The sequence below is a fragment of the Microcystis sp. M169S2 genome (genome assembly GCF_020245865.1).
Lineage (GTDB): Bacteria > Cyanobacteriota > Cyanobacteriia > Cyanobacteriales > Microcystaceae > Microcystis > Microcystis ichthyoblabe_A.
Map to the genome: position 1 here is coordinate 32,014 of NZ_JADBUB010000091.1, position 18,428 is coordinate 50,441.

The window sequence follows — 18,428 nt, forward strand, 5'->3', positions numbered from 1 at the left end:
GAGATAGGGAAAATCACAAAAACTGCCACCTTTTTTACTTTTTCCCTGATATCCCGTGTCTAACTGGCAAATTCCCCCATCGGTAGCTCTTCCCCAAGAGTTTTTAAAAATAGTCCAAGACTACACCCCAGAGTCGGATGGCAGCGTCGTGGCACAAATATTATGGCATCGCGGTGTCCGGGATGGGGCGACTCTGCGGACGTTTCTGGATGAGAAAGCTTATCAGTCAAAAACTCCCTTTGATTTTGGGCAAGAAATGAACTTCGCCGTCAAAAGACTGGAAAAAGCCCTAAATAAAGGCGAAAAAGTGACTATTTGGGGTGATTTTGATGCCGATGGTGTCACCGCTACCAGTGTCCTCTGGGAAGGATTGGGGCAGTTTTTCCCACCCTATCAACAGTTAGATTATTACATACCCGATCGCCAAAAAGAATCCCACGGCCTCAATTCTCCTGGTATCGAGAAACTAGCGCGTCAAGGAACCAGTTTAATCGTCACCTGTGACACGGGAAGCACGAATATCGCCGAAATTGACTATGCAAACAGTCTAGGCATCGATATTATCATCACCGATCATCATACCCTACCCGACGAGCGCCCCGAGGTGATTGCCCTGATTAATCCCCGCTACTTTGTGGAAACCCATCCTTTCTATTATCTTTCTGGGGTTGCTGTTGCTTATAAATTAGTGGAAGCGATGTATATAACCCTGCCAGATATTCCCAGAAAACCCCTAGAAAATTTACTGGATTTAGTTGCGATTGGTTTAATTGCCGATTTAGTCAAATTGACGGGAGAATGTCGTTATTTAGCCCAAAAAGGTATTCAAAAACTCCAAAACACTCAGCGTTTGGGAGTTAAAAAATTACTCGATTTATGTAACAAAACCGGAGATAGACCGATGGATATATCCTTCGGTATTGGACCGCGAATTAATGCCGTCAGTCGCATTTATGGCGATGCTAGATTTTGTGTGGAATTACTTACCAGTGAAGATGAAAAACGTTGTCACGAATTAGCTGAACAAGCGGAATTAGCCAATATTCGTCGCCAAGAAATCCAACGGGATATTATTAAACAAGTTCAGAAAAAACTAGAGAGAATTGATCTTTCCACCACTAATGTAATTATTTTAGATGATCCCCAATGGCCAGCGGGAATTTTAGGATTAGTTGCGGGACAAATTGCCCAAGAATACCAGCGACCAACAATTTTATTAAGTACCAGTGAACCACCTTTTGCTAAGGGTTCCGCTCGGTCAATTCGCGAGATCGATCTCTATCAATTAGTATCCTCTCAATCCCATCTTTTACATCGTTTTGGTGGTCATCCTTTGGCCGCAGGTTTAAGTTTAACCATAGAAAATTTACCCCTATTTATTGAGGGAATTAATCAACAGTTGCGACGCACAGGAATTGATTTAACTTCCCTTTCTTCCCAGATAGAAGTGGATGCGGTGGTGACGGTTTCCCAATTGGGAAAAAATCTATTTAGAGAATTAAAATTACTGGAACCCTGCGGGATGGGTAATCCGACACCGAAGCTATTAGTTCAAAATTGTTATTTTCAAAATCTTTGGCATAAAAATCTTGAGGATTTCAAAGGCAAAAAAATCGCTTATCCCCGGACAACTTTTGAGATCTGGGATAGTTCAATCGAGCAGGGTTTCCCCGGTATGTGGTGGGGTCATCACAAAGACGAAATTGCTGCCGATACCCGTTATGATGCCGTAGTTGAATTAGATTTTAATACCTACAAAAATCGCTATGAAGTGCGCTTAATTGCCCTGCAAACTTATCAACAACAATCCCTAACCTATAGCAATAAAAAAGATTTTTTAATCGACAATCGCCATCGAGAAATTAGTCAAGAAGTTAACCAATTAAATCCCCTTTTTCTCCTGGAATGTCCCCGGGATTGGACAAAACTTTCCAGGGAATATCAACAGGCAATTTTACGCGACAAAAAGTTAGTTCTTGCCTATGCTAGTCCTTTAAAAAAATCCGCTCACACTCCATGGATAAACCTTGTTGGCATTGGGAAATATTTAGCTAGAACTAAAACCAGTATTTCCCATCAACAATTACAAAATCGCTTAAACCTCAGTTATTATACCCTAGAATTAGGATTAATTTCTCTAGCAGAAAATGGCTTTAAAGTCAAGAAAAATCAAGAAGATTTATCCTTTGAATTAGTCAATCATGAGGCGAAAATTAATAAGATTGAGCAATTTCTAGAAGCGGTGGACCTAGAGAACTTTCTCCAGCAATACTTTGCTACTGTTCCCCTAGAAATTCTGCAAACAATTCTTAATCATGAAGACTCGATCGATTTCTAATTAGGGTTTGCTAAAAAAGTTTGTTGGTGGGGGGTGGGAATTATGAATTATGAATTATGAATTATGAATTATGAAATGGGGAAATGGGGAAATGGGGAAATGGGGAAATGGGGAAATGGGGAAATGGGGAAATGGGTAAATGGAGCATTTGGCTGAAATTTCCCTAAACCCCTAAACCCCTAAACCCCTAAATCCCTATCACCCTATCACCCTATCTCCTGACTCCTGACTCCTGACTCCTGATAACTGATAACTGATAACTGATTACTGATTACTGATTACTCCTTGACCGAAGAATTTCGGGGGTTTTGCTAGGGTATAAACTTCCGTATTTTGTGCGATTGCTTGACGAATATAGAGAGGAGTTTGTAATATTCCGAGCAAAGTCATGCCATCAATTAAACGTAATCCTCCCGTAGTTGTATCGCTGATTAATTCATCCACCACATCGGGATCGGGACGAGTATTTAAAGGATGATTAGCACAGAGAGTAAAACCCCAAGGGGAACCATAACTAGGAGTAGGAGCGCAATAGGAATGAACGTAGGGAAAAACTGCTTTTAAAGTATTCACCAAACGCGCATGATACATCACCGAAGGAGGAGAAACCGGGCCAGATTGGACAACAACAATGCCATTTTCGGCCAAAACTCTTTGTAGTTTTTCAAAGTATTCTTTCGTGAATAGGGGGAAAGAAGGACCCTCTCCGATGGGATCAACCAGATCAGAAATAATAATATCCCATTTATCATTAGTGGTGTCTAAAACCTCTAAAGCATCAGCGACAACTAACTGAAAACGAGGATCATCAAAAGTGCCTTGGTGCATTTCGGGAAGATGTTCCTTACAAGCTGCCACCACATCCCCATCGATATCGATCATCATCACTTTTTCGATTGTTTTCCAACGCAATAACTCCCGCGTTGTCGCACCTTCACCACCCCCCAGAATTAAAGCAGTTTTTGCTTCTTGGTGGGCAATCATTGCCGGTTGCACTAATGCTTCATGATAAATAAATTCATCCCCCGTACAGGATTGCCATTTGCCATCCAGTACCAAGGCTTTTCCATAGGCCCCCGATTCAACAATATACATCTCCTGAAAAGCGGTTTTTTTGTAGGCTAAAATCTGGGAAACCCCATGACTATAAATGTCCCAGGGGGTAATATATTCGTTAACCCATAGATCCGCTTTTAGTTCACTTCCTGCCATAACTAATCCTCCTTGGGGTGAAAAAGGCACGATCTACTATTATACGACAATTGACAGATTTAGATCGTTAACCTGAAATTATCTCCAGGTAATCCCGAAGCTGCCGATAATCGATCGCTGAAAAACGGTAAGCTAGAAAAGATTAGCTTCAAGTAAACTTCTAGCCACTAACCTATGACTAAAAACGAGACTACCGAGAAAAAGATTTTTCTCCTAGATTTTGAGAAACCCCTTTACGAATTAGAATCCCGCATCGAACAGATTAAAGAATTAGCCCAAGAAAATAGCGTAGATGTCTCGGAACAAATTAGTCAACTAGACGAACGAGCTAATCAATTACGTCGCGAAATTTTTAGCAATCTCACCCCTTCCCAAAGGCTACAATTAGCCCGTCATCCCCGGCGCCCCAGTACCCTAGACTATATTCAAGCCATCACCGATGAATGGTTCGAGTTACACGGGGATCGCGGTGGTTACGACGATCCCGCCCTTGTGGGGGGTGTTGCCCGTTTTAACGGTCGTCCCGTGGTGATTATCGGACATCAAAAAGGCCGGGATACTAAGGATAATGTGGCTAGAAATTTCGGCATGGCTGCCCCCGGGGGTTATCGTAAAGCCATGCGTTTAATGGAACACGCCCATCAGTTTAATCAGCCAATTTTAACCTTTATTGACACCCCCGGCGCCTGGGCGGGGGTGGAAGCGGAAAAATTAGGTCAAGGAGAAGCGATCGCCTATAATCTTCGGGAGATGTTCCGTTTAGATGTGCCGATCATTTGTACTGTTATTGGCGAAGGTGGTTCCGGCGGCGCTTTGGGCATTGGGGTCGGCGATCGCCTATTAATGTTAGAGCATTCTGTCTATACTGTGGCGACTCCCGAAGCTTGTGCCGCCATTCTCTGGAAAGATGCCAAAAAATCCGATAAAGCAGCAGTTGCCCTCAAAATTACCTCGAAAGATTTAAAAGAGTTAAATATTATCGATCAGATCGTTCCTGAACCCTCCAGAGGGGCCCATGCTGATCCGATTAAAGCGGCAGCCAATTTAAAAGCCGCTATTAGTGAAAATTTAGAGACTTTATCTTTGTTAACTCCCCAACAACGGCGCGAATCTCGTTATCAAAAATTCCGCAATTTAGGCGTATTTTTAGAGGCTACAGCTTAATCAGTGAGCAGTGATCAGTTACGGCAAATTCTGTTTAAAAAGTAGAAGCATTCGGATAGGAAATCTACGGTTTCAGCGATAGGTTATTGCCCCAATGCTTCGCCCCTACTTTCAAAATCTTGGACCTGCTTCGCAAAAAAGCCCCAAACCCCTTACCTCGTCTATATTTTACCTTTATTCAGCCAGCCCTAATTAGTCCGATTATTTCCGAGTTATTATTGGTACATTAATCTTACCAATTAAAAGGCCCCAAAGCCCGATCGTTGTAATCGCCACCCTCGGCAATAAAATGAATTACCATCGATTTACGGGTTAGCAGGTTATTATTAATCTTCCCCCCACCATGAATTAACATTCCGTGCCAGAGAAGAATCTCTCCTTTTTTAGCAGTAAATGATTGACAATCATAATTCTGAGCGCGATGGTTAACATAATCTTGGTATTGGGGAATTTGAGCGGCAGTAATATTTTTAAGATTGACGGCGGGATAGTCTGGAAAAAAGTCAGTTACTTTGATATTTTTATGAGATTTAGGATAAAAAATTAGTGGGCCAGCATCGGCGGAAATATCTTCCAAGGCAATCCAAACACCGACTAAATGATTAGCAGGATGAACATAAAAAACTGCCATATCCTCATGCAACCCCTGCTCTGTACCGTGCAGAAAGTTGATGGAATATCTCGGTTCGCAGGATTTGCCAATAATTAAATTAACTAAATCTCTCAGATTTTGATTGTCAAAAATTGCTCGAGCAGCGGGGGAAATCTCATGAAAGGCATGGAGTCGCCAAATAGAATTAACTAAGGCTTTTCTTTGCTCCATATCTAGGGCTAAAACTTGCTCGTGACTTAAACTCGCCGGTAGATTTTCTGCTTGAATGCCTTCAATTCTTAATCCAGGGATAGCCGATTCTAGGAAAAATAAATCGGCTAATTCTGCTACTAAATTATCGATCGCCGTTGCGGGAATTAAATCTTTGACAATACAATAACCCAATTCTCGCCAATGGTCAAGGAGTTGATATTCTCGTTCGGAAATTCGCCGTTGTTGACGAGCTTTTTGCAGGGATTTTTCGGCTTGCGAGCGATCTAACCAGGGTAATTCGGCAGTAGAATCGAAAGACCAGGGCAAATTTTTTAAGATATCGGCAATTTTAAGAATCATACTCAGTTCATCTTTTCCGAGCTACTTTCGGACTATTTTAATCTATGAGCGCTCGATCTACCCTGTCAACAGATATAAATTATCTGAAAAAACCCCCTAGGATGAGTTAGGAGGTTACAGGGAAAAAATTAATCAGAGTTGATGGGATTAACTAGCGCTAACTTCAGCGGGATAAACGCTAACTTGACGGCGACTTTTATCCTTGTATTCAAATTTGACCACACCATCAATTAAAGCGAATAAAGTATCATCGCCACCACGACCAACATTTTTACCCGGGTGAACTTTAGTACCCCGTTGACGGATGAGAATATTTCCCGCTTTTACCACTTGACCACCGTAGCGCTTAACGCCTAGGCGTTGGGAACGAGAATCGCGTCCGTTGCGGGTACTACCCGTACCTTTCTTATGAGCCATAATTTCTCTCCAAATGCTTTTTTGATTCTAAAAGTTATTCTTCTTCATCGCTACTATCTTCCACAACTTCAGCACCGGAGGTAGCAGCAGTGGCGACTAGGGTCTTACCGTTATAATTGATTGAATCAATCATAAAACGGGTAATTTCTTGACGATGACCGCGTTTTTTACGGGTTTTCTTTTTCGGGCGCATTTTATAGACAATAACTTTTTTGCCCCGACGATGTTGCATGACAGTCCCTTCCACGGTGGCCCCTTCGATAAAGGGTTGACCGATGCTAATATCATCCTCATCATGGATTAATAGCACTTTGTCGATGGTATGGGTACTTTGTTCATCGACGGGAAGAAGTTCTATATCGTAATAGCGACCGGGTTCTACCCGAATCTGTTTGCCACCGGTCTCAATAATTGCGTAACTCATGAATTTTCTGCGCTCGTTTTGCCGTACAGGTAGCTGAAAAAAATTCCAGCTTTTGTGCTAATGTCCTCACCTGATCCGAGCAGGAATTGACACAATTTACTATTATCTAATATCTAGGGTGCAATTGTCAAGCTTTTTACCCACCGATTGGCTATATACTGAAAATAATCTTACGAAAAGCTCAATTAAACCGTTATGGAACAGTGGGAAAGCAGAGGACACCTGTTAACCGAACAAATTAACCCAAACAGCCTAAATTTAGACCAATTAAACCCGCTCGAATTGGTGGATCTCTTCAATCGCGAGGATGCCCAAACCCTAAAAGCGATCGCCATGGCCCGGCAAGAATTGGCTCGGGCGATCTCCCTGACCGGTCAAGCTCTGGCTAAAGGTGGCAGACTCTTTTACATTGGAGCAGGAACCAGTGGCCGGCTGGGGGTTTTGGACGCGGCCGAATGTCCTCCCACCTTCTGCACTCCCCCGGAATTGGTACAGGGAATTATTGCCGGTGGAGCGGCGGCGCTGGTGCGTAGTTCCGAAGATTTGGAGGATAAAGCGGAAGATGGGGCGGCGATTATTGCCCAGCGAGAAATTCACGAATTAGACGTGGTAGTGGGGATTACCGCTGGGGGTACTACCCCCTACGTTCATGGGGCTTTACAGGCGGCAAAACAGCGAGGTGCGACAACGATTGCCATTAGTTGTGTCCCCGCCGAACAAGTGGAGATCGCGGTGGATGTGGATATCCGCTTATTGACCGGACCAGAACTTCTGGCCGGCTCCACCCGTCTGAAAGCGGGAACGGTGACGAAAATGGCTTTAAATATCCTTTCCACAGGGACAATGGTAATGTTAGGCAAGGTTTACGGCAACCAGATGGTCGATGTGGCTGTTACTAATCATAAACTCCATGACCGCGCCCTGCGGATTATCTGTAACCTTAGCGATATTAGTCGTGAGGAAGCGGCAATTTTACTGGAAAAAAGTGGCCGCCGGGTTAAACTGGCTTTGTTAATGCAGAAAACGGGACTTTCGGCGGCGGCAGGACAAGAATTGTTACAAAAGCATCGAGGGCAATTACGGGCCGCCCTGCAAGCTTATAATCAAATTGATTGATAAAAACCTATTGATTTTGACTTTCCTATGGTTAATATTTCTTCGGAAATTGCTGCGGTCGCTGTTATTTTCCTCGTCGCTGGTGCTATCTTGACTTGGAGTTTTTATCGAGCTAAACCCTACGGCCAACTGGGAATTTTACCTTGGTTACAATCCTTGGTACTAATCGCTCCTTGGTTAATTTTTTTCGGGCTATTTGCGGCGGGAATTTATCTCAATCTAGCGGTAATTCTCTTTTTACTGGTTGCTTCCACCATTATCTATATTTATTTGGGCAACCGTTTACGCTTACTGAAAACCAATCAAATAATTGAACCGAAAGTTAACCTGGCAGTTAGCCAGTCCGTTACTCCTCTAGAAACCCCGGCAGCGGTGACAGCAATTGTACCCGATGTGATGCCAATTCCCGAAGAGGATTTAAAAGTTATTCAGAGCATTTTTGGGATAGATACTTTTTTTGCCACCGAGACTATCTCTTTTCAGGAAGGGGCAATTTTTAAAGGCAATTTACGGGGAGAACCAGATAGCGTTCACTCTCGCTTAACCCAGAAATTAAGTAATCATTTTGGTGATAAATATCGTTTATTTTTGGTGGAAGGAACCGAGGAAAAACCTGTGGTAATTATCCTCCCCAAAACTAACGATCCTAGTCCTGCAACTCTTGCTCAAAAAAATCTCTCTTTAGTTTTGTTAGTCGCCACCATTGTCACTAGCTTAGAAGCGGCTGGAATTTTATTAGGTTTTGATTTGTTTAGTAATTGGCAGAGATATCGAGAAGCAATTCCCCTCAGTTTGGGTTTATGGTCGGTATTAATTGCCCACGAAATTGGTCATCTAATTATCGCTAAACGCCATAATGTTCGTCTCAGTTTACCCTATTTTCTTCCCACTTGGCAGATTGGTTCTTTTGGGGCGATTACTCGTTTTGAATCTTTATTACCTAACCGCAGTGTCCTATTTGATATAGCTTTTGCTGGTCCTGCTTTGGGAGGTTTGGTTTCTTTAATCTTGTTAATTGTTGGACTGACTTTATCTAATTCTGCCAGCCTTTTTCAAATCCCTAGTACCTTTTTCCAAAGTTCAATTTTAGTGAGTTTTTTAGCGCGGATAGTTTTAGGTGACGAGTTACAAAATGCCGTTATCTCCGTGCATCCTTTAACTGTTATTGGTTGGTTAGGATTGGTGATTACTGCCCTTAATTTACTGCCCGCCGGACAGTTAGATGGTGGCAGAATTGTTCAGGCTATTTATGGCCGCAAAATTGCCCGCCGTACCACTGTGGCCACTTTGGTTATTTTGGGCATTATTTCCTTAGTTAATTCTAGCAATCCCATTCCTCTCTATTGGACAATTTTAGTCGCTTTTTTACAAAGAGAGTTGGAAAGACCTAGTTTAAACGAGTTGACCGAACCCGATGACAACCGCGCTGGTTGGGGTTTATTACTGCTCTTTTTAATGTTAGCGACTCTGATTCCTTTAAGCCCTAGTTTAGCGGGACGTTTAGGCATCGGTGGCTAAATACTTCCCCGAAATTCTTGCCATTGATTGCCGTCAAAAAAAAGCTTGACAAAAACTCAAGTCTTGACTTATAATTTTATTATAATGGGAATCCGTTTCCGCCTATAGACCCCTGATTTTTCGGTAAGATATAGCCTCCAGCATTTACCCCTGAAGATTTGACTTTTGGAGTTGCTCAAAATGTCTAACGAAACTGTCACTTATTCCCTAGAAGCTGTCCTGACAAGGATTGAGGGGAAAATCGACTCTCTGGAAAAACGCCTTGACGAGAAAATCGACTCTCTGGAAAAACGTATTGACGAGAAAATCGACTCTCTGGAAAAACGTATTGATGAGAGATTTGACAAGATAGAAGACCGGTTAACTAAAGTAGAAATAGGACAGGCCGAACTCAAGGGAGATATTAAAGCTTTAGACGAAAAAATCAATGGATTAACTGCAAGGGTTGCCTATCAGGAATTCACCAATCGAGGGATTCTGATAGCATTGGTAGTCGCTATTTTAGGAGGTGCCGCTAAACTTTTTGGTTTTTTCCCTAATCCTTAGAAGTTGCCGGTAGCCGTACCTAGTAGATAGGCTCTTCCCAAAAATTTTTCGCTCATTACCCCGATCATCCGTTAGAATAGATTCAGAATTTAAGGATAAAACCTCATCTATGAATCCCGTTGTTTTGGTGCATGGTTTTCTGGACACTACTGCTGTTTTTAAACCGATGAGCGAGTATTTAAACTATCATGGTTGGCAGGTGCATAGTTTTAACCTAATTCCCAATCATGGTTACGAAAAGTTAGAAGTTTTAGCCAGTCAGGTGGAGAATTATATCGAGAAAAACTTTGCTAAAGAGCAGAAAGTAGATCTGATTGGGTTTAGTATGGGAGGATTAATTACCCGCTACTACCTGCAAAGATTAGGAGGGGTGGCAAGAGTGCAACGTTACCTAAATATTTCTGCCCCGAATCGAGGCACTTTAACCGCATATAGTTTACCCTTAGATGGGATTAGACAAATGCAGCCAGGGAGTCAATTTCTAGAGGATTTAAATCAAGATTGTCAACAAATTTTAAATAAAATTAAAACCACAATTATCTGGACTCCCTACGATTTAATGATATTTCCCGCCCATAGTTCCCGTTTATCGGTGGGCAAAGAAATTTCGATTCCCGTATTGCTTCATGCTTGGATGGTCAAAGATAGCAAAGTTTTAACAACAATTAAAGAGACCTTATTAGAATAGAAATACTGGTTGTCTCCAACACTGGAACAAGGTCAAAATATGACCAATAAAAACGTTAATTATCATCAAAAAAGCTTGACTTAGGGTTATAATTGTGCTAGGCGATCAAATTCCCCAAGGTGTCACCATGTCCACTCAAGAACCCACCCTAACCGATGTTCTCAACGAACTGAAAAGCTTCCAAACAGCAGTAAATCAACGTTTTGAGGCGATAGACCAACGTTTTGAGGAAATAGACCAACGCTTTCAGGAAATAGACCAAAGATTAGACAAGCTCGACTATAAATTTGACACCTACGAAAAAGCCTCCGAGAAAGTGCTGAGATTAGCCACGACAATTATTATCGCAGCCGCCACCGTAGCGGTTTTACCCTCGGCCTTTCAGGCAATCGGTCCCCTATTAACCCAAATCATCGCCGCCGGCAATAACTAACTTGTGATCAACACTTGACGATTGCATGGTATGATAAAGGTTTTGGAACTATTGTTTTAGGTCAAGATCATGGCGAAACGAATGCAGGTTATCCTCAATCAAAAAGTCAGCAAATTAGGTGAAAATGGCGATGTGGTGGAAGTGGCACCCGGTTATGCCCGCAATTACCTTATTCCCCAAGGTGTGGCCGTTTTAGCCACCAAAGGCGCGATTAAACAGGCAGAATTTAGGAAAGAAAAAGAGCGTCAACGTCTCCTCGCCGAAAAACAAGAAGCGGAAACCAGAAAAACTGCGATCGAAAAACTCAGTCCCTACACCATCCCTAAACAGGTGGGTGAAAACGAGGCGATTTTCGGTACTGTCACCAGTCAAGATGTGGCTACGGTTATTCTAGAAAATGCCAAATTAGAAATTGATCGCCGTGGTATTACCGTTCCCGATATCGGTCAATTGGGAGTCTATAAAGTACAAGTCAAACTCCATCCCGAAGTTAGTGCCGATATCGAAATTAAAGTAATTGCACAATAAAAATTGTCGGGGCATAGTTATCAGTAATCAGTGAAAATTTATCAGAGCGATTAACTAGCTGATCGCTGATAGCTAATAGCCATTAAAATATCAAAAATTATGACTCATTCTACGGATATAAAAACCCTAGCACGCTGGATGGCGGCGGATTTTAGTAATCAAGAACAAGCTTTTGCTAATCCGCCTTTTTTTGCCCATATTCGCGTGTGTATGCGTCCTTTACCCGATGAATTACTGAAGGGAACCAGTTTATTTTTAGAGCAGGCCTACGATTTTATGCTCAATACTCCCTATCGTTTACGAGTATTTAAATTATCGGTAGTCGATGACCATATTGAACTAGAAAACTTTAAAGTTAAAGAGGAAGCTAACTTTTTTGGTGCTTCTAGAGAACCCCAGCGTCTCAAAAATCTCAGCTTAGAACTATTAGAACCGATGGCGGGTTGTGATATGAATGTAACTTGGACAGGTAACAGTTTTAAAGGGATGGTGAAACCGGGGAAACAATGTTTAGTCTTTCGCAAAGATAAAATGACTTATTTAGATAATAGTTTTGAAATTAGTGAACGGGGATTAATTAGCGTTGATCGCGGTTTAGATCCCGAAACCGATCAATTAGTCTGGGGTTCGATCGCCGGTCCCTTTGAGTTTGTGCGTCGCACCAGTTTTGCTGAGGAAGTGTGAGAAAAATTCTTGGTTTTTAGCTATGAAAATCGCCACATGGAATGTCAACTCGATTCGCAGCCGACAAGAACAGGTAATTAACTGGTTACAACTCAATCCCGTTGAGGTTTTATGCTTGCAAGAAACCAAGGTAATCGATCAAGATTTTCCCAGAGAAGCTTTTGAATCTTTGGGTTATCATCTCTATATTTCTGGACAAAAAGCCTATAATGGTGTAGCGATTTTTAGCCAGAAACCCATGGACGATATCACTGTGGGATTTAGTCCCATTATCGGAGAAAATTTAACGGGAGAACTCGACGAACAGAAACGTTTAATTACTGGAGTAATCGGCGATATTCGGATTATTAATCTCTACGTTCCTAACGGTTCTTCCCTAGATAGTGATAAATATATTTATAAGCTTAAATGGTTAGAAACTCTCAGGAAATATCTAGATAAAGTTATTAATTCTCAACCTGAAGAATTATGTATCTGTGGTGATTTTAATATTGCCTTAGAAGATAAAGATATTTATGATCCCAAAGGCAAAGAAAATCATATTATGTCTTCAGCTAAGGAAAGAGAAGCTTTAGAAAAGGTCTTAGAAATTGGCTTACAAGATGCCTTTAGAAAATTCACCTCGGCACCAGGACATTATAGTTGGTGGGATTATCGCAGCGGTGGTTTTGCTCGTAACCGAGGTTGGCGAATTGATCATCTTTATTTAACTCCTCAGCTATACGAAAAAGCCGTTAATTGTCTGATTGATCGAGAACCCAGGAAACAAGAAAAACCTAGCGATCATACCCCTGTTATTCTGGAAATATCAAGCCAAAAATAGCTAAAGGATCAGCCTAGACTTTGCACAGCCAGAATTTTGCTCTGTTAGCTTCCCTAACCGGGGACTTTCAGCTTGAGGATTTATTCGGTAACGAGAAAATGCTATGATTCGGGTTGAATTTACCAAGTTTATTAAATTATGCGTTCTCCCCAATTAATTGTTCTATTGCTCGGTTTATCCCTTCTCCCCAGCATCTCCCCCCCTTTTGTCCACGCTAATCCCTCGATAGTGCCGGTGAAACAATCGAGTAATCGCGATGGGGGACAAACAATCAAGGAAGCGGAAATTAAAGCAATGATTCAAGACATTGAAACCGCTATTAAAGATAAAAATATCGCCCTAATCCTCAAACACTATGCCCCGTTTATTTCCTCGCAATTGACCATTAAAACCGATGCTAGTACCGAAATTTTTGAGTTAGATGGCATCACGGAACATAAAATATTTTTAGAGGAATCCTACAAAAATATTAAAAGTATAGAGGTTCTTTCTGAGAATTGGGACGTGGATATTCTTGCTAATAACGAGATGGCGATTATCACTCGCGAGCGGGTAGTCAATATTACCAACACCGAGGGTGATAACTATATAGTGGCATCGGCAGCGGTGGCTAAAGTCGCTCCCATCGACGGCAAATTGAGGATATTTTCCATTCAAGAAACCGCCGAAGTGGGACGCAGACCAAAAAAATAATCAACCTCTCCGGTTGGGACTGGACCAACCCGACTCCCGCCGTCTTCTTCCCTCGATAAAACCGTCATCGTAGTCTCTGGAATTGCGCGGATTATCATAGCGGGCAAAGTTAAACCCGTCCTCTAGTCCGCGCTGAAATTCTTGCTCTGGTGGCACAAATCGATAACGTTGTCTATTATCCTGTACCGCCCGGTTGATTAACAAGGCCCCCGCTCCAATACCCACGGCCTCACCAAAGGTTAAAGACCTAGCATAATCGATGTTAATTGTCAAGAAAGTTGTTGTTAAAATTAAGGCTTTTCCCCAATGCTGACCCATAAAATCCTCCTTCAAAAAATCAAGTTGACAACGAAACCAGTACAGATACAGAGTTTCTCATAAAATCGACCACCGACTTCCCAAAATGAAAAGTTTGTACCTCACCATTACGATAAGTGAGATCAAGAAGTTTTAGAAGAATGGGAGTGAAAGCGAATCCCCAAAAAGACATCGTAGAGGAAACTCCAGAAATTCTTACCTTGCAGTAAACCTAAAGACTGTTCACACTCTTTTGCGTCTAAAAGCGGTTTAGTGGCATAGTATGCCGGTTGGTATTTGTACCAGGGAATCGACGGCCAGAGATGATGCACGAGATGATAATTCTGCCCTAAAATCAGCAGATTTAACAGGGGACTGGGGTAAACGCGGGCATTTTTCCAACGATTGCGCTCTTGGAAAGGACGATGGGGGAGATAATCGAAAAATAAACCGAGGGCAATTCCCACCACTAAAGCGGGAACAAACCAAAAATTCATCACATAGCTGATAAAACCGTATTGACAGGCGACGATAACTATGGTAGCCACAAAAAGACGACTGAGGAACCATTCCAGCAGTTCGTATTTCCGCCAGAGTTGCCGCTTAAAAAAGAAAATCTCGTGATAAAAAAATCTGGCCGCAATCATCCACAAAGGGCCGCCAGTGGAGACAAAATGATCTGGATCATTTTCGGGATCGTTAACGTGAGCATGGTGCTGTAAATGGACTCTAGTGAAGACCGGAAAGGCAAAACCGAGCATTAAAGCACTACCATGACCTAAAATAGCATTAAATAGCCGATTACTATGGGCAGAATTATGAGAGGCATCGTGGATAACTGTCCCCGATAAATGTAAAGCGAGGACATTAGCACTAAAACAAATCCAGTCCGGCCAGGACCATAGCCAATAGCCACAGGTAGATAGGGTTATTAGGCTCAAGGCACTGAAAAACATGGTAACGTTTGGGTTGAAGCCCCCCGGTGCTTTTAAATACTCTTTGGGGACTGTCAGCAACATCTCGGCCGACTGCATTATGGGTGTTGCTCCTTATTGTGTTCGCTTTACTGGCGTAAATCATCATACTACGGCTTTTTCATAAAGTTTTGTAACATTATCTTAATTAATCTAAAGTTATGAAGAAAGTAAGGATTTGTTATATGGTCTTCCCCCCTCAGTCCCCGAGGGAAAGCGAGGCTACAAGAGAAAATCACGGGCGCTTAACGCCAGTTTCGCACTTAAACGATTAAAAAATTCGGCTAGAGACTCGGCTTGAGAAGGAGCGATCGCACGATTAACCAAAGGGATTAACGATCGTCAATTGATTCTCGATTTGCTGACCATCTTGTAAATCTTCACTGTACAGAATTTGACAGCCCGCTTCCAGAGCGCTGGCCAGTATTAAACTATCAAAGTAACTATATTGATAACGTTCCGCTAGATTCAATGCTATCTCTATCGTATTAACAGAAACGAGGATGATTGGGAATCCCTTAGAAATCTCTTGTACAGCGTCTCGAATTTGCGAATAGCTTAGGGAAAATTTCCGTTTTAATACATTTATCGTTTCATTTAAAACCTGTGTACTAATCCAAGCCTCACCCGATCGAACACAATCAATCGCTCGCTGTCGTTTATCAGGCTCATCCTCAGAATACGCGTAAATTAAGACATTAGTATCGATAAAAACTTTATCGGGCATTAGCCTCGTCCCGATCGAATCTAAATCCCCGTGTATTTAAAGAAATCGCCTCGAACATCGTTTTTTCAGTTTTCTGGCTCGGTTCGGGGACGATTTCCGAGTCATCCAAAACAATCACCCGCATCATCTTACCTTCCCATCGAGAAGAATATCGGGGGGGAACGCTCACCTGACCCTTATGAATAACCGTCCTAAATTCGATCGCTTCCATACATGACTCCAATTAAACCCTATCTCTACTTTAGCTCTAGAGTTAGGCGAGCGATTAAATCCTATCAGGGGAACTGGGACAACGGGAACACCGAAACGGAGACTATAACTATTTTAATGCTAGTTATTTTGTTTGTCTTTGGCCAATGAAAAGAGCGATCGGCGGCTAGAGTATTTCTTTGATGATGGGAACTATAACCCCCCGCACCCCAGAAAAGCGCACCCCTTCGCCGCTCTCTTGGCAGATCGCCCTAAATCCCGAATCGAGTAATCAATAGCTAGATGAAGCATAATAAATATAAATAGCAACAACCTTGACAAAATCGGGGGGGGGGGTAGAATGCGTGGGAATTTAGCTAAACAATGTATTCTATGCCACTCAAAAGTTCCCTTTGTTATTCCGTCGCCCTCGCCACGGTAGCCACCGCCACCCTCGCACCAGTTGCCAGCGCCGCAACTTTTAACTTTTCCTTCGGCAACGTAACCGGTCCGGTCTCTGGAACCGTACAGGGGACGCTCACCCTACCAGACGGAGATGGAACAAATTTGGCCGCCACTTCGCTGATCGTGACTTCCGCTCCCGCCGCTCTGGGCTACACACTCCCCTTTGATGTTCTGGCGAATTTTACTACTGTATTCGGTAATAGTTTTACGGTCAGTGGCGGGGTGATTACCGCGAGTTCATTTGGCGCTCTGAGTATTGGCGGAGCTTTTACTCTAAATTTTTCCCCTGGCAACTTCGGGAGTCTATTCAATGTCCAGGGATCAGGAGCTGCACTCAGTGGTGTCGTCGATGTCAATAGTACAACCCTAACCTACTCTCCCGCCGCTCCTACCACCGTTCCCGAACCAGCGACGGTTCTCGGTTTACTCTCCGTTGCCGGGGTGGGTTTATTGTGCAAAGGCCGGAAACTGGAAGGGTAATTTTGACCGACTAAAAATTAAATTGATTGGGAACGGGTTGTGCGATTGTGGCAGCCCGTTTTAGTCTTTTATTAGCATCGAGAGATCGATCGCACGATTAACTAAAGGGAGTAAATTAGATGGTAGATAAAATCACCGCCAACGAGATATTGGAACATTTACGAACCCTGAAACCCGAACTGGAGGAACGATACGCGATCGATCGAATCGGCATTTTCGGCTCGGTAGCCAGAGAGGAAACCCGACCGACGAGCGATATAGATATAGTGGTATATATGCCCCCCGATCTGCTTAAAAGAGTCAGACTGAAAGCCGAACTAGAGAACCTATTCGGACGGGAAGTGGACGTGATCCGCTATCGGGATTCTCTGAATCCTTACCTCAAGGCACGGATCGATCGAGAGGCCATCTATGTGTGATCGATCGCTTCTATTCGAGTTAAAAATCGCTTGCAGGGTTTACGGTGATGGAAGAAAAAGAAACAGGACTAAATGAACGGGAACTAGAGGAAATTCTGGAAATGGCGCGGGATGCGGCGGAAAAAGCCCGATCGATGTGCGAGGTAATTACAGAAAATTCAAAAAAATGGCGAGAAAGAGCAGAAAGAATCGCCGCAAGTGAGATCGGGTGGCTGAAGTAACCGAACCGATATTTATGGGGAATAGTCGGGGGTTCGATCGATACGATAAACTAAACGATATCCACTCCAGAAAACCGCGATGGTTCAAGCGACCGAATATCTCTATATCGTTCGAGACGACGAGATTTTACACGGGGAACCAATTATCAAAGGAACGCGTACACCCGTCCGCGCCATCGTCGAAACTTGGCGTCTGGGGGTCGCTCCCGAAGAAATCCCCCTAGGAATGCCCCATCTGACGTTAAGTCAGGTCTTCAGTGCGTTGACCTATTACAGCGACCATCTAGAGGAAATTAACGCTTATATCGAGCGTAACCACATTCCCGACGACTTAATCGATCCGCTGCTAAAAAATTCGTGAATAATCTCTTTATCCGTCTCTATCTAGATGAAGATGTTAACGTTTTAATCGCCGAGTTGTTGAGAGCGAGGGGGTTTGACGCGATTACTGCGAGGGATGCGGGACAACTTAACGCCACAGATAAAGCACAACTCGCTCACGCGGTGAGTCAGGGGAGAACCTTAGTCACTCACAACCGAACCGATTTTGAAGAACTGGTTCGCGATTACTTCGATGCCAATCGAACCCATTACGGGGTGATTTTCGCTGTCCGTCGCCCTCCGCGAGAGATGGCGAACCGTTTACTGATTATTCTTGATCGAGTGACTGCGGACGAAATGCGAAACCAAGTTCGATATATTTAATCGCCAAGAAAAATCGCCGTGACCCATTTTTAGGTTCTAGAATGGTCGGAAGTTGGATTCGGCATAAAGGAACCCTTGTCACATCGAAACATTTCCTTAAGATATAAGACCGAAGGTCCAGTCTGGATACAAAATTGATATACCTAGAATCGCTACTCTGGCTCACCCTCTAGGCCATTCCCTTCCAGACTGCTAGGCTATT

At 43.0% G+C, this 18,428-nt stretch carries 24 protein-coding genes; 16 read left to right on the plus strand and 8 right to left on the minus strand.

Annotation, left to right across the window (positions count from 1 at the left end; translation table 11 throughout):
- Positions 1 to 55 precede the first annotated feature (55 nt).
- Positions 56 to 2,338, plus strand: coding sequence for a single-stranded-DNA-specific exonuclease RecJ (recJ, locus tag IM485_RS09200; protein WP_287742566.1), 2,283 nt, complete (start codon positions 56 to 58; stop codon positions 2,336 to 2,338).
- 264 nt (positions 2,339 to 2,602) lie between these two features.
- Here recJ and IM485_RS09205 read toward each other — a convergent pair whose 3' ends face one another.
- Complete coding sequence (locus IM485_RS09205) at positions 2,603 to 3,550, minus strand: fused MFS/spermidine synthase (RefSeq protein WP_287742569.1); 948 nt, start codon at positions 3,548 to 3,550, stop codon at positions 2,603 to 2,605.
- A 174-nt stretch (positions 3,551 to 3,724) separates the two neighbouring features.
- Here IM485_RS09205 and accA point away from each other — a divergent pair, with 174 nt between their 5' ends.
- Positions 3,725 to 4,714, plus strand: a complete 990-nt coding sequence (gene accA, locus IM485_RS09210; RefSeq protein WP_002737858.1) for an acetyl-CoA carboxylase carboxyl transferase subunit alpha — start codon at positions 3,725 to 3,727, stop codon at positions 4,712 to 4,714.
- A gap of 232 nt (positions 4,715 to 4,946) precedes the next feature.
- Here the strand turns inward: accA and IM485_RS09215 are convergent, their stop codons facing one another.
- The 3 genes from IM485_RS09215 to rplU form a co-directional block, all read right to left on the minus strand.
- Complete coding sequence (locus IM485_RS09215; protein WP_287742571.1) at positions 4,947 to 5,879, minus strand: phytanoyl-CoA dioxygenase family protein; 933 nt, start codon at positions 5,877 to 5,879, stop codon at positions 4,947 to 4,949.
- A 147-nt stretch (positions 5,880 to 6,026) separates the two neighbouring features.
- Positions 6,027 to 6,296, minus strand: coding sequence for a 50S ribosomal protein L27 (gene rpmA, locus IM485_RS09220; protein WP_002744094.1), 270 nt, complete (start codon positions 6,294 to 6,296; stop codon positions 6,027 to 6,029).
- A 34-nt stretch (positions 6,297 to 6,330) separates the two neighbouring features.
- On the minus strand, positions 6,331 to 6,720 hold the full coding sequence (gene rplU, locus IM485_RS09225; RefSeq protein ID WP_002785944.1) for a 50S ribosomal protein L21: 390 nt from the start codon (positions 6,718 to 6,720) through the stop codon (positions 6,331 to 6,333).
- A 195-nt stretch (positions 6,721 to 6,915) separates the two neighbouring features.
- Here rplU and murQ point away from each other — a divergent pair, with 195 nt between their 5' ends.
- The 9 genes from murQ (at position 6,916) to IM485_RS09270 (ending at position 13,749) form a co-directional block, all read left to right on the plus strand.
- Positions 6,916 to 7,836, plus strand: a complete 921-nt coding sequence (murQ, locus tag IM485_RS09230; RefSeq protein WP_287742573.1) for an N-acetylmuramic acid 6-phosphate etherase — start codon at positions 6,916 to 6,918, stop codon at positions 7,834 to 7,836.
- A 27-nt stretch (positions 7,837 to 7,863) separates the two neighbouring features.
- Positions 7,864 to 9,354: a site-2 protease family protein gene (locus IM485_RS09235; protein ID WP_287742575.1), complete on the plus strand. Its 1,491-nt coding sequence runs from the start codon at positions 7,864 to 7,866 to the stop codon at positions 9,352 to 9,354.
- A gap of 180 nt (positions 9,355 to 9,534) precedes the next feature.
- Positions 9,535 to 9,900 (plus strand): DUF4164 domain-containing protein, encoded by a 366-nt coding sequence (locus IM485_RS09240; RefSeq protein ID WP_287657242.1) that lies wholly within the window; start codon positions 9,535 to 9,537, stop codon positions 9,898 to 9,900.
- A 109-nt stretch (positions 9,901 to 10,009) separates the two neighbouring features.
- Positions 10,010 to 10,588, plus strand: a complete 579-nt coding sequence (locus tag IM485_RS09245) for an esterase/lipase family protein (protein ID WP_046662998.1) — start codon at positions 10,010 to 10,012, stop codon at positions 10,586 to 10,588.
- Between the two features lie 94 nt (positions 10,589 to 10,682).
- Entirely contained in the window at positions 10,683 to 11,021 is a 339-nt protein-coding gene (locus IM485_RS09250; protein ID WP_287742577.1) for a ssr2422 family thylakoid membrane protein, read from the plus strand.
- A gap of 69 nt (positions 11,022 to 11,090) precedes the next feature.
- Positions 11,091 to 11,549: a 50S ribosomal protein L9 gene (rplI, locus tag IM485_RS09255; protein ID WP_002737358.1), complete on the plus strand. Its 459-nt coding sequence runs from the start codon at positions 11,091 to 11,093 to the stop codon at positions 11,547 to 11,549.
- Between the two features lie 99 nt (positions 11,550 to 11,648).
- Positions 11,649 to 12,233 carry a chromophore lyase CpcT/CpeT gene (locus tag IM485_RS09260; protein ID WP_287742580.1) on the plus strand — a complete coding sequence of 195 codons (585 nt, stop codon included), beginning with the start codon at positions 11,649 to 11,651 and terminating at the stop codon, positions 12,231 to 12,233.
- A 22-nt stretch (positions 12,234 to 12,255) separates the two neighbouring features.
- Positions 12,256 to 13,056, plus strand: coding sequence for an exodeoxyribonuclease III (gene xth / locus IM485_RS09265; RefSeq protein WP_287742587.1), 801 nt, complete (start codon positions 12,256 to 12,258; stop codon positions 13,054 to 13,056).
- A gap of 138 nt (positions 13,057 to 13,194) precedes the next feature.
- Positions 13,195 to 13,749 (plus strand): hypothetical protein, encoded by a 555-nt coding sequence (locus IM485_RS09270; RefSeq protein ID WP_104396876.1) that lies wholly within the window; start codon positions 13,195 to 13,197, stop codon positions 13,747 to 13,749.
- Here the strand turns inward: IM485_RS09270 and IM485_RS09275 are convergent, their stop codons facing one another.
- From IM485_RS09275 to IM485_RS09290, 4 genes are all read right to left on the minus strand, one after another.
- Positions 13,750 to 14,067, minus strand: coding sequence for a hypothetical protein (locus IM485_RS09275; protein ID WP_002782546.1), 318 nt, complete (start codon positions 14,065 to 14,067; stop codon positions 13,750 to 13,752).
- Positions 14,068 to 14,189: 122 nt separating this feature from the next.
- The gene (gene crtR, locus IM485_RS09280; protein ID WP_104396875.1) at positions 14,190 to 15,080 is read right to left on the minus strand and encodes a beta-carotene hydroxylase; all 891 of its coding nucleotides are present in this window, start codon (positions 15,078 to 15,080) and stop codon (positions 14,190 to 14,192) included.
- 259 nt (positions 15,081 to 15,339) lie between these two features.
- Positions 15,340 to 15,747 carry a PIN domain-containing protein gene (locus IM485_RS09285; protein ID WP_104396874.1) on the minus strand — a complete coding sequence of 136 codons (408 nt, stop codon included), beginning with the start codon at positions 15,745 to 15,747 and terminating at the stop codon, positions 15,340 to 15,342.
- Positions 15,737 to 15,958, minus strand: a complete 222-nt coding sequence (locus tag IM485_RS09290; protein WP_104396873.1) for a hypothetical protein — start codon at positions 15,956 to 15,958, stop codon at positions 15,737 to 15,739. Before IM485_RS09290 ends, IM485_RS09285 begins: the two co-directional genes overlap by 11 nt.
- A 371-nt stretch (positions 15,959 to 16,329) precedes the next feature.
- On the opposite strand from IM485_RS09290, the gene IM485_RS09295 reads away from it, so the two are divergent.
- From IM485_RS09295 to IM485_RS09315, 5 genes are all read left to right on the plus strand, one after another.
- Complete coding sequence (locus tag IM485_RS09295) at positions 16,330 to 16,881, plus strand: PEP-CTERM sorting domain-containing protein (protein WP_287742592.1); 552 nt, start codon at positions 16,330 to 16,332, stop codon at positions 16,879 to 16,881.
- A gap of 119 nt (positions 16,882 to 17,000) precedes the next feature.
- Positions 17,001 to 17,300 carry a nucleotidyltransferase family protein gene (locus IM485_RS09300; RefSeq protein ID WP_190381225.1) on the plus strand — a complete coding sequence of 100 codons (300 nt, stop codon included), beginning with the start codon at positions 17,001 to 17,003 and terminating at the stop codon, positions 17,298 to 17,300.
- Between the two features lie 47 nt (positions 17,301 to 17,347).
- Positions 17,348 to 17,521 (plus strand): hypothetical protein, encoded by a 174-nt coding sequence (locus IM485_RS09305; RefSeq protein ID WP_287742595.1) that lies wholly within the window; start codon positions 17,348 to 17,350, stop codon positions 17,519 to 17,521.
- A gap of 79 nt (positions 17,522 to 17,600) precedes the next feature.
- Complete coding sequence (locus tag IM485_RS09310) at positions 17,601 to 17,882, plus strand: DUF433 domain-containing protein (protein WP_061430510.1); 282 nt, start codon at positions 17,601 to 17,603, stop codon at positions 17,880 to 17,882.
- A complete protein-coding gene (locus IM485_RS09315) occupies positions 17,879 to 18,226 on the plus strand; it encodes a DUF5615 family PIN-like protein (protein ID WP_104396871.1) in 348 nt (115 codons plus the stop codon). Before IM485_RS09310 ends, IM485_RS09315 begins: the two co-directional genes overlap by 4 nt.
- Positions 18,227 to 18,428 lie beyond the last annotated feature (202 nt).

Coding starts and splice junctions, on each gene's coding strand:
- accA (WP_002737858.1), top strand. CDS start 3,725: ATGACTAAAAACGAGACTACCGAGAAAAAGATTTTTCTCCTAGATTTT.
- crtR (WP_104396875.1), bottom strand. CDS start 15,080: ATGCAGTCGGCCGAGATGTTGCTGACAGTCCCCAAAGAGTATTTAAAA.
- xth (WP_287742587.1), top strand. CDS start 12,256: ATGAAAATCGCCACATGGAATGTCAACTCGATTCGCAGCCGACAAGAA.
- IM485_RS09240 (WP_287657242.1), top strand. CDS start 9,535: ATGTCTAACGAAACTGTCACTTATTCCCTAGAAGCTGTCCTGACAAGG.
- IM485_RS09300 (WP_190381225.1), top strand. CDS start 17,001: ATGGTAGATAAAATCACCGCCAACGAGATATTGGAACATTTACGAACC.
- rplU (WP_002785944.1), bottom strand. CDS start 6,720: ATGAGTTACGCAATTATTGAGACCGGTGGCAAACAGATTCGGGTAGAA.
- IM485_RS09305 (WP_287742595.1), top strand. CDS start 17,348: ATGGAAGAAAAAGAAACAGGACTAAATGAACGGGAACTAGAGGAAATT.
- rpmA (WP_002744094.1), bottom strand. CDS start 6,296: ATGGCTCATAAGAAAGGTACGGGTAGTACCCGCAACGGACGCGATTCT.
- IM485_RS09205 (WP_287742569.1), bottom strand. CDS start 3,550: ATGGCAGGAAGTGAACTAAAAGCGGATCTATGGGTTAACGAATATATT.
- IM485_RS09275 (WP_002782546.1), bottom strand. CDS start 14,067: ATGGGTCAGCATTGGGGAAAAGCCTTAATTTTAACAACAACTTTCTTG.
- rplI (WP_002737358.1), top strand. CDS start 11,091: ATGGCGAAACGAATGCAGGTTATCCTCAATCAAAAAGTCAGCAAATTA.
- IM485_RS09290 (WP_104396873.1), bottom strand. CDS start 15,958: ATGGAAGCGATCGAATTTAGGACGGTTATTCATAAGGGTCAGGTGAGC.
- IM485_RS09270 (WP_104396876.1), top strand. CDS start 13,195: ATGCGTTCTCCCCAATTAATTGTTCTATTGCTCGGTTTATCCCTTCTC.
- IM485_RS09235 (WP_287742575.1), top strand. CDS start 7,864: ATGGTTAATATTTCTTCGGAAATTGCTGCGGTCGCTGTTATTTTCCTC.
- IM485_RS09310 (WP_061430510.1), top strand. CDS start 17,601: ATGGTTCAAGCGACCGAATATCTCTATATCGTTCGAGACGACGAGATT.
- IM485_RS09215 (WP_287742571.1), bottom strand. CDS start 5,879: ATGATTCTTAAAATTGCCGATATCTTAAAAAATTTGCCCTGGTCTTTC.
- IM485_RS09285 (WP_104396874.1), bottom strand. CDS start 15,747: ATGCCCGATAAAGTTTTTATCGATACTAATGTCTTAATTTACGCGTAT.
- IM485_RS09260 (WP_287742580.1), top strand. CDS start 11,649: ATGACTCATTCTACGGATATAAAAACCCTAGCACGCTGGATGGCGGCG.
- murQ (WP_287742573.1), top strand. CDS start 6,916: ATGGAACAGTGGGAAAGCAGAGGACACCTGTTAACCGAACAAATTAAC.
- IM485_RS09295 (WP_287742592.1), top strand. CDS start 16,330: ATGCCACTCAAAAGTTCCCTTTGTTATTCCGTCGCCCTCGCCACGGTA.
- IM485_RS09245 (WP_046662998.1), top strand. CDS start 10,010: ATGAATCCCGTTGTTTTGGTGCATGGTTTTCTGGACACTACTGCTGTT.